The following is a 14711-nucleotide window of genomic DNA, read 5'->3' as shown; positions in this document are numbered from 1 at the left end:
CCCGATACACTTGACCGTCCCCTGTCCGTCTTCCCCCAGAGCTTCGCCTGGGAAGTGCCCCCACCCTGGAGTCACGCGCCGTGCGCATCGATCTGCACACCCACTCCACGGCATCGGACGGCACGGACACCCCGGCCGAGCTGGTACGTAACGCCGCAACGGCCGGACTGGACGTCGTCGCGCTCACCGACCACGACACCACCCGCGGCCACGCCGAGGCGATCGCCGCGCTCCCCGAGGGCATGACCCTGGTCACCGGCGCCGAACTCTCCTGCCGTATCGACGGGGTGAGCCTGCATCTGCTGGCGTATCTCTTCGACGCCGACGAGCCGGACCTGCTGCGCGAGCGTGAGCTCGTACGGGACGACCGGGTGCCGCGCGCCCAGGCGATGGTGGCCAAGCTCCAGGAGCTGGGTGTCCCCGTCGAGTGGTCGCAGGTCGCCCGTATCGCCGGAGAGGGCTCGGTCGGCCGCCCGCACATCGCGTCCGCGCTGGTCGAGCTCGGCGTCGTGCCCACCGTCTCCGATGCCTTCACCACGGAGTGGATCGCCGACGGCGGCCGTGCGCACATCACCAAGCACGAGCTGGACCCTTTCACAGCGATCCGGCTGGTCAAGGCCGCCGGCGGCGTCACCGTCTTCGCGCACCCGCTCGCCGTCAAGCGCGGCCGCACCGTGCCCGAGAGCGCCATGGCGGAACTGGCGGCGGCGGGTCTCGACGGCATCGAGATCGACCACATCGACCACGACGAGGCGTCGCGCGCCCGGCTGCGCTCACTGGCCGCCGACCTCGGCCTGCTGGGCACCGGATCCAGCGACTACCACGGCAGCCGCAAGACGTGCCGGCTCGGGGAGTTCACCACCGACCCGGAGATCTACGGCGAGATCACGCGCCGAGCGACGGGCGCGTTCCCGGTGCCGGGCACGGGCGGACGTCCCGCGTAGCCTCCTCGCCCTCCCTCTATTCCTCTTCTCGCTAGGCCCTCACTGTGTTCGACGCTGCCATTTTCGGCTCTCTCTTCCTGACTCTTTTTGTCATCATGGATCCCCCCGGGATCACTCCGATCTTCCTCGCGCTGACCTCCGGCCGGCCCGCCAAGGTGCAGCGCCGCATGGCCTTGCAGGCCGTCGCCGTCGCCTTCGGTGTGATCACCGTCTTCGGCATCCTCGGCCAGCAGATCCTGGACTATCTGCATGTCTCCGTGCCCGCGCTGATGATCGCGGGCGGTCTGCTCCTGCTGCTCATCGCGCTCGACCTGCTGACCGGCAAGACGGACGAGCCCAAGCAGACGAAGGACGTCAATGTCGCGCTCGTACCGCTGGGCATGCCGCTGCTCGCCGGGCCCGGCGCGATCGTCTCGGTGATTCTGGCCGTGCAGCACGCCGACGGCGCCGCCCAGCAGCTGTCCGTGTGGGCCGCGATCGTCGCGATGCATGTGGTGCTCTGGCTGACCATGCGCTACTCCCTGCTGATCATCCGGCTGATCAAGGACGGCGGCGTGGTGCTGGTGACCCGGCTCGCGGGCATGATGCTCTCCGCGATCGCCGTGCAGCAGATCATCAACGGCATCACCCAGGTGATCCAGAGCTCCTGAGCCGCCGCCACAACACAGTGCGCCCCCGTACGGTGATCCGTACGGGGGCGCGGTGCGTCACATCACAACGTCATGAAGCGTTACGAGGCCGTGGTTTCGGCGGGTCGGATGTAGATGCGCTGGCCGATCGAAGCGGCCTGCTGCACGATCCGGTTGACGGAGGCGGCGTCTACAACGGTGGTGTCCACGGCGGTGCCGTCGACGTCGTTGAGTCGCATGATTTCGAAGCGCAAGGCTTCTCCCTTCGTCTGATCCTCCTGCTGGAGAACTGATGGCGACGGATGCCCGTCAGTGTTCTGTACTCGTTCAACGGTATGCACCCTGCAAACATTCCCTACGCTAAGGAAATTTTTTGGATGCCTAACTACTGGCAGGTAGAGGCGGGGCCACGGAGAATGAGCCTCGTATGAACGATGCAGAGATCAACGAGATCAGCGCCCGCCTGGAGCGGACCAACGAGCTGCTCCATCGCATGCTCGCCGAGGTCGCCAAGACCCCTTCGACACATGCCATCTTCGTGGACGCCGGTTACGTCTATGCTGCGGCCGGGTTGCTTGTGGCGGGCACCGAGGACCGGCGCTCCTTCGACCTGGACGCCGAGGGGCTGATCGAGGCCTTCATCGACAAGGCCCGCACGATCTTCGCGGACAGCAGACTGCTGCGGGTGTACTGGTACGACGGCGCACGCCGCCGTATCCACACCCCCGAGCAGCAGTCCATCGCCGAGCTGCCGGACGTCAAGGTGCGCCTGGGCAATCTCAACGCGAACAACCAGCAGAAGGGCGTCGACTCACTCATCCGTACGGACCTGGAGTCACTCGCCCGGCACCGCGCGATCAGCGACGCGGCGCTCGTGGGCGGCGACGAGGACTTGGTCTCGGCGGTCGAGGCGGCGCAGGGGTACGGGGCGCGGGTCCATCTGTGGGGCATCGAGGCGGGGGAGGGACGCAATCAGGCCGAACCGCTGCTGTGGGAGGTCGACAGCCAGCGGACGTTCGACCTCGACTTCTGCCGTCCCTACATCACCCGCCGCCCGGTCACGACGTACGAGAACGAGGGCGCTCCGCCGCCGTCGCGCGACGAGGTGCGCTTCGTGGGGGCGCAGATCGCGGCGACGTGGCTGGCGGAGCGGGGGCGGGAGCCGATGGCGGAGCTGCTGCCCGGCCATCCCTATCTGCCCGGCCCGGTGGACCAGGACCTGCTCATCGAGGCGGAGAGGGTCCTGCAGCGCTCGCTACGGGGGCATGCGGTGCTGAGACGTGCGCTGCGGGACGGGTTCTGGCAGCACCTGCAGGCTCAGTACTGATCCCAGAACGACAGCAGGGCTGCGGCCGTCTCGGCGGGACGGTCGGTGTTCGGTGAGTGCTCGGCCCCGGCGATGACCGTCCGACGGGCATCCAGACGCCGTGCCATCGCGTCGAGCAGCGGCACCGGCCAGGTGTCGTCGCGCTCGCCCGACACCACGTGCTTGGGCAGCGGCTGTACGGCGGCGAGCGCGTCGACCCGGTCGGGCTCCACGGTCAGGGCGCGGCCGGTGGCGATCAACTGGGACGGGTTGTGCCGCAGCCAGCGTCGGCGCAGGTCCTCGCCGTTGGTGGGGTCGGTGTCCGCGTCCTCGGGCGGGTCGAGCGCTTTCATCGCCTGCCACACCTCGTCCATGCTCATCACCGCGAGCGCGTCGCTGAGCATCTTCACCTTCTGCTGCTGGGCGGGCGAGATCTGTGCGGGCCCGGAGGACATGAGGGTCAGGGTGCGGAAGGGGGCGGGGGCGACGAGGACGGCGGCGCGGGCGATCTGTCCGCCGAGCGAGTGCCCGAGGAGGTGGACCGGGCCGTCCTGGACCGCCTCGGCCTGGGCAAGCACGTCGCGGGCCAACTCGGCCTGGGCGTACGCCTGTTGGTCCTCGGGGCCGTCGGTCTCGTACTGCCCGCGCCCGTCGACGGCGACAGCGCGGTAACCGGCCATGGCGAGGGGCTCGAGCAGCGCGATGAAGTCCTCCTTGCTCCCGGTGTACCCGGGCAGGAGGAGGGCGGTGCCCTTGTGGGGCTGACCGCTCGGCCGCGAGTCGAGCACGGCGAACGTGCCGCGCGCGGTGGGGAGGTCGCGGGGGAGGGCGCAGGGGGGCGGGGTGAAGGTGGGCGGCCGGCTCATGCGACGAGGCTAACGGGCCACCGTTTGCCACACGCCGATGGCCCGGCCCCCCACAAAGGGGGCCGGGCCATCCGGTTCGTGCGTCAGCTCTCGGGCTTGTTCGTGCGTCAGCTCTCGGGCTGGGTGGCCTTCGGCGCCCGCGTACGGCGCCGAGGCTTCACAGCCGCCTCAGGGGCCTCGGCCGCCTCGGCCGTCGCGACGGCCTCGACCGGCTTGGCGGCACGCGTCCGGCGGCGGGGCTTGGTTTCCGCCTCCGGCTCGGTCGCGGGTGCGATCTGGAAGTCGACCTCGGCCTCGACCGGCTTGACGGCGCGGGCGCGGCGGCGGGGCTTGGTCTCCACCTCGACCTCGGTTGCCACAGCCTCGACGGTGTCGACGGCCTTGACGGCGCGGGTGCGGCGGCGGGGCTTGGTTTCCGCCTCCGGCTCGGTCGCGGGTGCGATCTGGAAGTCGACTTCGGCCTCCACCGGCTTCGCGGCACGCGACCGGCGACGGGGCTTCGGCTCCGCCACAACCTCGGGCTCGGCCACGACCACCGTGTCGACCGACTCGACCGTGTCCACGGCCGTCGTCGCCGCTCCCACCCGGGTGCGGCGGCGGCGCCGCGGAGTGCGGGGCTCCGCAGGGGCGTCCGTGGTCTCGGGCATCGCCTCGGTCGTCGGCTCCGCCGTCTGAGGCGTCGAGCCGCCGCGCGTACGGCGGCGCTGCCGCGGAGTGCGCGGCGCGCGCTCCTCGGTGGCCGGCGCGGACTTGCGGCCGCGGCCGCCCGTCTCGCCCAGATCCTCGACCTCTTCCGCCGCAAGACCGGCGCGGGTGCGCTCGGCGCGCGGCAGGACACCCTTCGTGCCCGCAGGGATGCTCAGCTCCTCGAACAGGTGCGGCGACGTGGAGTACGTCTCGACCGGGTCGCTGAAGCCGAGGTCCAGTGCCTTGTTGATCAGCTGCCAGCGCGGGATGTCGTCCCAGTCGACCAGCGTGATCGCGATGCCCTTGGCTCCCGCGCGGCCGGTGCGGCCGATGCGGTGGAGGTAGGTCTTCTCGTCCTCGGGCGACTGGTAGTTGATGACATGCGTCACACCCTCGACGTCGATGCCGCGCGCGGCGACATCGGTGCAGACGAGGACGTCCACCTTGCCGTTGCGGAAGGCACGGAGCGCCTGCTCGCGCGCGCCCTGGCCGAGGTCGCCGTGGACCGCGCCGGAGGCGAAGCCGCGGGTCTGCAGCTGCTCGGCGATGTCGGCCGCCGTGCGCTTGGTGCGGCAGAAGATCATCGCGAGCCCGCGGCCGTCGGCCTGCAGTATGCGGGAGACCAACTCCGGCTTGTCCATGGAGTGCGCGCGGTACACGTACTGCGCGGTGTTCGCGACGGTCGCGCCCTCGTCGTCCGGCGAGGTCGCGCGGATGTGTGTGGGCTGCGACATGTAGCGGCGGGCGAGGCCGATGACCGCACCCGGCATGGTCGCCGAGAACAGCATCGTCTGGCGCTTGGGCGGAAGCAGCTGGATGATCTTCTCGACGTCGGGCAGGAAGCCCAGGTCGAGCATCTCATCAGCCTCGTCGAGGACGAGTGCGCGCACATGCGAGAGGTCGAGCTTCTTCTGGCCGGCCAGGTCGAGCAGCCGGCCCGGGGTGCCGACGATCACGTCGACGCCCTTCTTGAGCGCCTCGACCTGGGGTTCGTACGCACGGCCGCCGTAGATGGCGAGCACGCGGACGTTACGCACCTTGCCGGCGGTGAGCAGGTCGTTGGTGACCTGCGTGCACAGCTCGCGGGTAGGGACGACCACCAGAGCCTGCGGGGCGTCGGTCAGCTGCTCGGGCTTCGCCCGGCCGGCCTCGACGTCCGCGGGGACGGTGACGCGCTCGAGCAGCGGCAGGCCGAAACCGAGGGTCTTGCCCGTGCCGGTCTTGGCCTGGCCGATGACATCGGTGCCAGTGAGCGCGACGGGGAGCGTCATCTCCTGGATGGGGAAGGGGGACATGATGCCGACGGCCTCAAGGGCCTCGGCGGTCTCGGGGAGGATCCCAAGATCCCGGAAAGTCGTAGTCAGGGTGCTGCCTCTTCTGTGAGACGCGGCACGAGGCGAACGATGGGGGTCGTACCGCACCTGGGTACTGGGCCGGCCGTGGGTTGGCCGGATGGCGCGGGACCACTGCCGTCGCTCGAGCGTCATGCCGCTGAGGGGGCCCCTCATCTGCGGTCGTACGCAACTGTGCGCACGGTCCGCGTGGAGGGCGGTCGGTTCGGAGCCGATCGTGCCACCGACCGGGCATCCTCAAGGGGACTCTGGGGAACAAACCCCCAGTCATACACTGCGATCGCCCGCCGAGTAGCTAAAACGCTCGACAGGCGCATTACCACTGTACCCCGGAATCGCGCATGTGTGTTGGGCGAATTCGTAGGAACCTCACTACGGGCGAGGCTGACCAGGCCCTTCCGCCCTGCGGTGAGCGGGCTATTGTGCGCTTCATGGAGACGCCTGACAACGCCACTGAACCCACCGGAATCGCCGCCCAGGACTGGGCCACGGCGTCCGCCGACCCCCAGTACCGCGCCGCTGTCGTGGATCTGCTGGGCGCGCTCGCGTACGGCGAGCTGGCGGCCTTCGAGCGGCTCGCCGAGGACGCCAAGCTGGCACCGACGCTCGGCGACAAGGCGGAGCTGGCGAAGATGGCCTCCGCGGAGTTCCACCACTTCGAGCAGCTGCGCGACCGGCTCACCGCCATCGACGCCGAGCCGACCGCCGCGATGGAGCCCTTCGCCCAGGCCCTGGACGACTTCCACCGCCAGACCGCGCCGTCCGACTGGCTCGAGGGCCTGGTCAAGGCTTACGTCGGCGACTCGATCGCCAGCGACTTCTACCGCGAGGTCGCGGCCCGCCTGGACACCGACACCCGCGGGCTGGTGCTCGCCGTGCTCGACGACACGGGCCACGGCAACTTCGCGGTCGAGAAGGTGCGCGCCGCGATCGAGGCCGAGCCGCGCGTCGGCGGACGCCTCGCGCTGTGGGCGCGCAGGCTGATGGGCGAGGCGCTGTCGCAGGCTCAGCGGGTGGTGGCGGACCGCGACGCGCTCTCCACGATGCTCGTGGGCGGTGTGGCGGGTGGCTTCGACCTCGCGGAGGTGGGCCGGATGTTCTCACGGATCACCGAGGCGCACACCAAGCGCATGGCGGCCCTGGGGCTGGCGGCCTAACTTTCGGTCGATTCGGGCGGCTTGGGCGGCTCGCTCGGCTCGGAGGACTCCGGTGCTTCGGGCGACTTGGTCGACTCCGGAGCTTTCGGCGGCTTCCGCGGCTCCTCGGGCTTCGCGGAAGCCGCTTCGGGCGGCCTCAGAAAGGGAACGCCCGGCGCAGCCGGCCCGTCGACGGCCTGATCAGCAGCGAGAGCAGCACGGCTCCGACAGCCACCGCGCCCACCAGTACCGCCAGGGTGTGTCCCGGACCGAGCGCCGCATGCGTCACATACGCGCCGAACAGGGCCCCGAGCGGACCTGAGGTGAGCACCACGCGGCGCGACGGGAGACGGTCCGGCAGCTGCCGGACCGCGGCCCAGGCGAGGGCGAGTCCGAGCAGGACTGAACCGAGCGCTTCCAGCAGCACTGCTGATCACCTCACGGATGCCGGTGCGGGCAAATCGGTCGTAGCCCGTACTACCCGGCGGTCGTGGGGTACAACCCTCCCTGAGCAGCGGAAGAGGGCCCGGCCGGGAATTCCCGCCGGGCCCTCTTCGTGCTGCTTCAGTAGTACTGCTTCAGTGACGTCGCGGCGCCCTACAGCGCGCCGAAGCCAACGCGCCGTACGGCCGGCTCGCCGATCTCGACGTACGCGATCCGGTCGGCCGGCACCAGGACCTTGCGGCCCTTGTCGTCCGAGAGGCTGAGCAGCTGCGCCTTGCCGGCCAGAGCGTCGCCCACCGCGCGCTCGACCTCCTCGGCGGACTGCCCGCTCTCCAGAACGATCTCCCGGGGCGCGTGCTGCACGCCGATCTTGACCTCCACGGCTATGTCCCTCCGAACGGTCAGTGCGTTGCGCGGTCAGCCGCGCTGTACGCAGCACACACTAGCCCGGCGAACGGACAGGGCAGGCGTCCGAGGTGAACGCCAGGAGCGAACACCGGCCGGTCAGTCTCCCTGCTGGTCGGTGCCGTGCCCTCCGTGCTGGTCGGTGCCGTGCAGCGGGAAGCCCGCGATTCCCCGCCACGCGAGCGAGGTCAGCAGCTGTACGGCCGTATCGCGCGGAATGGCGGAAGCACTGGAGAGCCAGTACCTGGCCACCACCTGCGAGACCCCGCCGAGGCCCACGGCCAGCAGCATGGACTCCTCCTTGGACAGGCCCGTGTCCTCGGCGATCACGTCCGAGATCGCCTCGGCGCACTGGAGCGAGACCCGGTCCACGCGCTCGCGCACGGCGGGCTCGTTGGTCAGGTCGGACTCGAAGACCAGCCGGAAGGCACCACCCTCGTCCTCGACGTATGCGAAATAGGCGTCCATGGTGGCGGCGACGCGCAGCTTGTTGTCGGTCGTCGACGCGAGCGCCGTACGGACCGCGAGCAGTAGCGACTCGCAGTGCTGGTCGAGCAGCGCGAGATAGAGCTCGAGCTTGCCCGGGAAGTGCTGGTAGAGCACCGGCTTGCTGACGCCTGCCCGTTCGGCGATGTCGTCCATGGCGGCCGAGTGGTAGCCCTGGGCCACGAAAACCTCCTGGGCAGCGCCCAGAAGCTGGTTCCTGCGGGCTCGGCGTGGCAGGCGTGTGCCCCGTGGGCGCGCTGCCTCTGTCTGCTCGATGGCTGTCACGCCGCCTCCCAAAATCGTTCCGTGCGCGCTGTGCGCAGCGCCGCCATCGTACTTTTGGGTAACCCGGCTGTGCGTGCTGCGAGCGCAGAATTTCACGGACCGGACAGTCGCGGTAGCTCCCTACTCGGGGGCAATCAGGGGCAGGTCACCGGTAGTCGTCCTCGTCGAGGGCCACCACCCGGGCCTGTTCCACGGCGTCGGCCACGTTCGCAGAGTCCAGCCCATTGGGGCTGACCTGGTCGTCCTGCTCGGATTGCAGGTCCTTGAGCTGTTCCGCCGCATCGGCCTCCGGGACCTCCTCGTCGAGTGCGGCGGCCTGGTCGTCTTCTTCGAAAGTTTCCGGGTCGGTGGGATCGACAGCCATGCGGCACCGCTTTCCATGGAGAGCGCCTTTCCTACGAGCGTAGGAGCTACTGATTCGCGGCGCTACGCGATGTGTGATGCCGAACACACGAACCACGGCGTGATCGTCTCGTAACATTGCCGCATGTCTTCGACCGAGCTGCCGGGAGTCCGCGCCGCGACCGCTGCCGTGGCCCCCAAGGTCGCGGCCGTACGGGTCGCCGAGGGGGAGGAGCTTCGCTCCGTAACGCTGCCCGGTCTGACGCTCAACGTCAGATCGCGTCCCCCTGCGCGTTCCGGGTTGCCGCACGCGCTGTACGTTCACGGCCTGGGCGGTTCCTCGCTCAACTGGTCCGCGCTGATGCCCCTGCTCGAGGATGTCGTGGAGGGAGAGGCGCTGGATCTGCCCGGTTTCGGGGACTCCCCGCCGCCGGACGACGGCAACTACTCGCTCACGGGACACGCCCGGGCCGTGATCCGTTTTCTGGACGCCGCGGGCCACGGGCCCGTGCATCTGATCGGCAACTCGCTGGGCGGCGCGGTCTCCACCCGAGTCGCTGCCGTCAGGCCCGATCTGGTGCGCACGCTCACCCTGATCTCGCCCGCCCTTCCCGAGCTGCGCGTCCAGCGCTCGGCCGTGCCCACCGCGCTGCTGGCGCTGCCCGGTGTGGTCTCGCTCTTCACCAAGCTCACCAAGGACTGGTCGGCCGAGCAGCGCACAAGAGGCGTGCTCGAACTGTGTTACGGCGACCCCACGCGGGTCACCGACGAGGCGCTGCGCAATGCTGTGGAAGAGATGGAGCGGCGCATAGAGCTCCCGTACTTCTGGGACGCCATGGCCCGCTCGGCGCGCGGAATCGTCGATGCGTACACCCTGGGCGGTCAGCACGGACTGTGGCGGCAGGCGGAGCGGGTGCTCGCGCCGACGCTCCTGGTGTACGGAGGACGCGACCAGCTCGTCGCGTACCGTATGGCGCGCAAAGCGGCGGCGGCTTTCCGGGACTCCCGGCTGCTGACACTCCCGGACGCGGGGCACGTCGCCATGATGGAGTACCCGGAAACGGTCGCCCTGGCCATCCGGGAGCTGCTCGACGACTGCGGTGGGAGCTGATCCGGGGCGTGGGACGACATAGTCGCAAGGGCCCCGCACCCAAGGGCTCCGATTCGGACAGCACGTCCGGCATAGGGACCGATCGGGCCGGTGGGCGGCGCAGCCGCCCCGCCGCACCGGGTGCCGAGCAGCACGCCCCTTCCGGCTACGGCATACCGCAGGCCAGGGGCGGACACCCCGAGCAGCGCGAGCCGGGCGGTGGCTGGGGCGTACCGCAGCAGTACCAGAACTGGCAGGGCGCCCCGGGCGGGCAGCGGGCGCAGACGCCGCTCCCGCCGCCTCGTACGGTGGCCGGCGGGGCGCGAATACCGGGCCCACGACGGGAGTTCGTCGAGGCATTCGACCAGCCCCAGCCGGGCAGGCAGCAGGGCAGGGGGCCGCAGGACGATCCGTACGCCTCCACCACCGCCTGGGATATCGAGCCCGATGCGGCCTTCGACGCGTACATGGACGGCGCGGACGAGGACGGTGCGCCCGAGGAGCGGCCCGCCAAGGGCGGCAAGGGGCGCACCTTCACCGGGATCGCCGCCGCCGCGGTGACGACCGTGCTCGCGGTCGTCGTGGCCGGCCAGGTGGCAGCCGACAATCACGGCCACTCCAGCGCCCAGTCCGCGGACCAGGACCGCGGCGGCGCCGAGAGCCCGGCCTCCCGTTCCGAGAACCGGCAGGCCCCGCAGAAGGGCGGGGCCGCCGCTCCCGCGGCCCCGGTCTCGTACCGGCAACTGATGGCCACACGGTTCGCGATGGCCCCCAAGCTGAAGGCGAGCGGGAAGTTCGAGGCCGTCCCCGGCTTCGACAAGGCGCCCGGCAAGGGCCGCAAGATCCGCTACCGGGTTGATGTCGAACAAGGCCTCGGACTCGACGGAGCGCTCTTCGCCAAAGCGGTCCAGGAGACCTTGAACGACGACCGCAGCTGGGCGCACGGCGGGGCGATGACCTTCGAGCGGATATCCTCCGGCGATCCCGAATTCGTCATCACGCTCGCCAGTCCCGGCACCACGCACGAGTGGTGCGACAAGTCCGGGCTGGATACGGCCGAGGGCAATGTTTCCTGCGATTCCGCGCAGACCGAACGCGTGATGATCAACGCGTACCGCTGGGCCCAGGGATCCGAGACGTACGGCCCCCAGGCGATGCTCACGTACCGTCAGATGCTCATCAATCACGAGGTCGGGCACCGGCTCGGACACGACCATGTGAACTGCCGTACGCCGGGAGCGCTCGCGCCGGTGATGCAGCAGCAGACCAAGTCCCTCGACATCAACGGCATCAAGTGCAGGCCCAACCCCTGGGTGTACCCCGGCAGTTGAGTCCGCCGTGCGGGATGGGTGTCTCAACCCCCCGCGCCCGGCGCGTCGGCAGAGGCAGCTGGGTTCATTACTGAAACCGCACCGTAGCGCGACAGAACGCAACCGGCACGCGAAAGTTACGTGCATTCACCCCTTCCGGTGGCGCGATGGACAACCGTCCGTCGCGCCACCGTCGTACCGGCTTAACGTCGTCACGCTGCGAGTCGCCGGACCAACGGCGGCCGCCCACAAGGGAGATCGGGGGTGTGCTCGTGCGGATCGGACTGCTTACGGACGGTGGTTATCCGTATGCGACGGGTGAATCCAGGCTGTGGTGCGACAGGCTTGTGCGCGGGCTGGCGCAGCACGAGTTCGACATCTACGCGCTGAGCCGCAGCGCACAGCAGGAAGACCACGGCTGGATCCGGCTCCCGGCGCAGGTGCAGCGCGTGCGCACCGCCCCGCTCTGGGCGCCCGAGGACGACGGGCACACATACGGCAGACGCGAACGACGGCGCTTCGTCGGCCACTTCACGGAACTCGCCTCCGCCGTCTGCGGACCGGGCGAAGGCTTCGCGGACGGCCTCTACGGCCTCGCCGAACTCGCCCGCGAACGTGGGGGCCTCTACGCCGCGCTCCGCTCCGAACTGGCCGTGCGCGCCCTCGAATCCGCCTGCCGCGCCCCCGGCGCGCGCCGCACCGTGCACGCCGCCACCGTCCCCGACTACCTTGCCTTCGCCGACCAGCTGGAGCGTGCCCTGCGCCCGCTCTCTCTTGACTGGTACGGCGACGACGGGCTCGGAGCCGTCGATCTCTGCCATGCCGCGTCCGGCGGATCCGCGGCGCTGTCCGGCCTGTTGGCCAAACGCTTCTTCGGGGTTCCGCTGCTGGTCACGGAGTACGGCGTTCAGCTGCGCGCGCACTATCTGGCCGCGAGCGAGGGCGAGCTGACCGCGCCCGTACGCGCCCTGCTCGCCGCCTTCCAGGGCCGACTCGCGGCCGAGGTGTACGCCCAGGCCTCCGTCATCACCCCCGGCAACACGCACGCCCGGCGCTGGCAGGAGAAGTGCGGCGCCGATCGCGCCAAGCTGCGGACCGTCTACCCGGGCATGGAGGCGGATCGGTTCGCCGCGGTCGGCGACGGCGACGACAGCGGTGACGAGCACACCCTGGTGTGGGTCGGGAGGTTCGAGCCCGCCAAGGACCTCATCGCGCTGCTCCACGCCTTCGCCGAGGTGCGCAAGGAGGAGCCGCAGGCGCGGCTGCGGCTGTTCGGGGCGCCGGTGCACGGGCCCGAGGCCGCGACGTATCTCGCCCACTGCAAGGCTCTGGCCGCCCAGCTCTTCCCCGACGAGGCCGCCGACGCCCACGCCGTTGGCGACAACCCCGTCTCGTTCGAGGAGATCGGCGGGCCCGAGGCCCCCGAACTCGCCGACGCCTACGCGTCCGGCGGCGTGGTCGTCCTGTCCAGCGTCGTCGAGGGCTTCCCGATCAGCCTTGTGGAGGCGATGTTCTGCGCCCGCGCGACAGTGTCGACGGACGTCGGCGCGGTCGTCGAAGTCATCGGCGGTACGGGCCTGGTCGTGCCCCCGCGCAATCCGCGGGCGCTCGCGGACGCCTGCCTCGCGCTGCTGCGCGACCCGGAGCGCCGGGAACGGCTGGGCGCCGCCGCACGCGCCCGCGCACTCGAACTGTTCACGATCGAGCAGAACCTGACGGCATTTCGCGGCATTTACCTGGAGCTGATCTCGCACTCCCCGGTGAAACGCGAAGCCGTCGACGAGGACGGCGAGCCGCTGCCCTTCGCCCACCCCGCCGAGGCGCATGTCCCGGGCCACTGGACGGGCGGCGGTACCGCCTTCAGCGGCCGCACCCCGCGCTGGGCGGACAGACAGGACCGGGTCGGCGGCCTGGTCGGCGCGGCCGTGACCCCGAAGGAGGCGCGCGCATGAGTACGTCGCGGATCACTGAGAGCGCGGGGAGCGCGTCGGGCGCCCGCGCAGGAGAACACGTGAGCACCCGGGGTGCAGGAGAGCACGTGAGCATCCTCGGCGCCGCGAACGCCTGGGGTGCCGACAGCGCTCCGGGCGCCGGCCCCGATCCGAGTGCCGGAAGAACCGGCAGTTTACGGACGACCGGGACCACCGCAGGCACCGGCAGCGGGCCCTCCAAGGAGCGCTCCGCCCTCGACGGGGCCTGGCCGCCCGCCGACGCCGACGCGCGGGACAGCCGTGGCGACGCCCTCCTCGCCGACGTCCGGGACGTTGAGCCGGCGAAGACACGCAAGCCCCCCGCCCCCCGCCGCGGCCCCGCCGACCCCGTCAAGGCGCTGATGCATCGCCACCGGGAGCTGTGCGAGCGCGCCGTCGACCCCCTGGAGATCGCCGCGGGTCTCGAAGCCCACGGCATCACCGACCGGACCGCCGCCCGCTTCCGTCACCGGGATGTCTTCTCGCTCGCCGAGGAGCTGTACGCCCGCGTGCCGCGGGGAGCGGAGTCGGCGGATGCCGCCGGCCGTCCGGCGCGCGCGGCCCAGGCGCGCGCCGGACGCCGCCCCCAAGCCGCCGGGCGCGCACTCCTCACACTCCTGCCAGGCGCAGCCTGCGCCCTCGCCGTCATCGGTACGGAAGCGATGGACGGCGGTGCCCGGATCGCCATCGTGGGCGCGGGTGCGATCGGCGTCGCCGTCGCGCTCACGCTGTGTCTGCGGCGCGGACCCCTGCGCGCCGAGGGGCGCACGGTCCCCGCCGTACGCCTGTGGACGCTCTGGCTGCTGGCGTACGCCGCGTACGGAGAAGGCCTCCTCGACGAGATCGTCGCCGGGGGCCCGGACGGCCCGCTGCCCATGAGCCCCGCCCCGCTCGTCGCCCTCGCCCTCGCCGTCGCCCCCGCGGCCGGGTGCGCCCGCCTCTTCTCCTTACAGGCACGGCGCAGGCTGGACGGCAGCCGGGGCCTGGAGGAGTTCGCGTCCGGGATGCGCCCGCTGCTGCTGGGAGTCGTCGCCCTGTACGTCGCTGCCCTCGGCGCGCTCCTCATCCTGGCCGGCCTGGTATTTCCCCATCGGGCCCTCGTTCCCGCCGTCGCCCTCGGTGCCCTGCTCTTCCTGGCCAGGCTGCTGATCGTCCACGGCTACCCGGCGTCCGCGTCCGCAGGACTCGCCGTCGCCTGCGGTGCCGAGGCCCTCGCCCCCGCCCTCCTGCTGGCCGGACGCCTGCCCGGCTGCGAGGTCCTGGCGAGTCCCGTCGAGGCGGCCGTCGGTGCCTGGGGCGCCGGTGCCTTACCGGCCATCGCCTGCTCGGCCGCGGCGCTCGGCCTGCTGGCCCATGCCACCGCTGCCCTGGCCCGGGCCTCGGCGCACAGCGTCTGACCACCCGCGGAGCCGACATCGCGGGCGCATCCGGCACCCGTGTCTCCACGGGTTCCGGCACC

The 14711-nt window shown here is 71.0% G+C and carries 15 protein-coding genes; 8 read left to right on the top strand and 7 right to left on the bottom strand.

Annotated features, from left to right (window positions below; translation table 11 throughout):
- Positions 1-80: 80 nt before the first annotated feature.
- Together OG905_RS14745 and OG905_RS14740 are read left to right on the top strand one after the other, a co-directional pair.
- A complete protein-coding gene (locus OG905_RS14745; RefSeq protein ID WP_328669084.1) occupies positions 81-944 on the top strand; it encodes a PHP domain-containing protein in 864 nt (287 codons plus the stop codon).
- A 44-nt stretch (positions 945-988) separates the two neighbouring features.
- Positions 989-1594, top strand: coding sequence for a MarC family protein (locus OG905_RS14740; RefSeq protein WP_328669081.1), 606 nt, complete (start codon positions 989-991; stop codon positions 1592-1594).
- An 80-nt stretch (positions 1595-1674) separates the two neighbouring features.
- On the opposite strand, the gene OG905_RS14735 is transcribed toward OG905_RS14740, so the two are convergent.
- Positions 1675-1812 carry a hypothetical protein gene (locus OG905_RS14735; RefSeq protein ID WP_328682851.1) on the bottom strand — a complete coding sequence of 46 codons (138 nt, stop codon included), beginning with the start codon at positions 1810-1812 and terminating at the stop codon, positions 1675-1677.
- A gap of 188 nt (positions 1813-2000) precedes the next feature.
- Here OG905_RS14735 and OG905_RS14730 point away from each other — a divergent pair, with 188 nt between their 5' ends.
- Positions 2001-2900 carry an NYN domain-containing protein gene (locus OG905_RS14730; RefSeq protein WP_328669079.1) on the top strand — a complete coding sequence of 300 codons (900 nt, stop codon included), beginning with the start codon at positions 2001-2003 and terminating at the stop codon, positions 2898-2900.
- Here OG905_RS14730 and OG905_RS14725 read toward each other — a convergent pair.
- Together OG905_RS14725 and OG905_RS14720 are read right to left on the bottom strand one after the other, a co-directional pair.
- Complete coding sequence (locus OG905_RS14725; RefSeq protein WP_328669077.1) at positions 2891-3745, bottom strand: alpha/beta fold hydrolase; 855 nt, start codon at positions 3743-3745, stop codon at positions 2891-2893. The genes OG905_RS14730 and OG905_RS14725 overlap by 10 nt on opposite strands.
- Before the next feature lie 107 nt (positions 3746-3852).
- Positions 3853-5919 carry a DEAD/DEAH box helicase gene (locus OG905_RS14720; RefSeq protein WP_443043943.1) on the bottom strand — a complete coding sequence of 689 codons (2067 nt, stop codon included), beginning with the start codon at positions 5917-5919 and terminating at the stop codon, positions 3853-3855.
- Between the two features lie 296 nt (positions 5920-6215).
- On the opposite strand from OG905_RS14720, the gene OG905_RS14715 reads away from it, so the two are divergent.
- The gene (locus OG905_RS14715; RefSeq protein ID WP_266487158.1) at positions 6216-6941 is read left to right on the top strand and encodes a ferritin-like fold-containing protein; all 726 of its coding nucleotides are present in this window, start codon (positions 6216-6218) and stop codon (positions 6939-6941) included.
- Between the two features lie 136 nt (positions 6942-7077).
- Here OG905_RS14715 and OG905_RS14710 read toward each other — a convergent pair whose 3' ends face one another.
- The 4 genes from OG905_RS14710 to OG905_RS14695 all read right to left on the bottom strand — a co-directional run bounded on the left by OG905_RS14710 (position 7078) and on the right by OG905_RS14695 (position 8904).
- Positions 7078-7347 (bottom strand): hypothetical protein, encoded by a 270-nt coding sequence (locus tag OG905_RS14710; RefSeq protein ID WP_328669072.1) that lies wholly within the window; start codon positions 7345-7347, stop codon positions 7078-7080.
- 170 nt (positions 7348-7517) lie between these two features.
- Entirely contained in the window at positions 7518-7745 is a 228-nt protein-coding gene (locus tag OG905_RS14705; protein ID WP_142213842.1) for a DUF3107 domain-containing protein, read from the bottom strand.
- 123 nt (positions 7746-7868) lie between these two features.
- Positions 7869-8540, bottom strand: coding sequence for a TetR/AcrR family transcriptional regulator (locus OG905_RS14700; protein ID WP_328669069.1), 672 nt, complete (start codon positions 8538-8540; stop codon positions 7869-7871).
- A gap of 145 nt (positions 8541-8685) precedes the next feature.
- Positions 8686-8904, bottom strand: coding sequence for a hypothetical protein (locus tag OG905_RS14695; RefSeq protein WP_328669068.1), 219 nt, complete (start codon positions 8902-8904; stop codon positions 8686-8688).
- Between the two features lie 123 nt (positions 8905-9027).
- Here OG905_RS14695 and OG905_RS14690 point away from each other — a divergent pair, with 123 nt between their 5' ends.
- From OG905_RS14690 to OG905_RS14675, 4 genes are all read left to right on the top strand, one after another.
- Positions 9028-9993, top strand: a complete 966-nt coding sequence (locus tag OG905_RS14690) for an alpha/beta fold hydrolase (RefSeq protein ID WP_328669067.1) — start codon at positions 9028-9030, stop codon at positions 9991-9993.
- Positions 9994-10001: 8 nt separating this feature from the next.
- The gene (locus OG905_RS14685) at positions 10002-11303 is read left to right on the top strand and encodes a DUF3152 domain-containing protein (protein WP_328669066.1); all 1302 of its coding nucleotides are present in this window, start codon (positions 10002-10004) and stop codon (positions 11301-11303) included.
- A gap of 251 nt (positions 11304-11554) precedes the next feature.
- Complete coding sequence (locus OG905_RS14680; RefSeq protein ID WP_328682339.1) at positions 11555-13234, top strand: DUF3492 domain-containing protein; 1680 nt, start codon at positions 11555-11557, stop codon at positions 13232-13234.
- Between the two features lie 86 nt (positions 13235-13320).
- The gene (locus OG905_RS14675) at positions 13321-14649 is read left to right on the top strand and encodes a hypothetical protein (RefSeq protein ID WP_328669065.1); all 1329 of its coding nucleotides are present in this window, start codon (positions 13321-13323) and stop codon (positions 14647-14649) included.
- Positions 14650-14711: the final 62 nt, after the last annotated feature.

It is taken from the genome of Streptomyces sp. NBC_00322, from assembly GCF_036147535.1.
Classification (GTDB): domain Bacteria; phylum Actinomycetota; class Actinomycetes; order Streptomycetales; family Streptomycetaceae; genus Streptomyces.
Note: the sequence above shows the minus strand (reverse complement) of the source record. Positions and strands in the feature narration are given on the sequence as shown.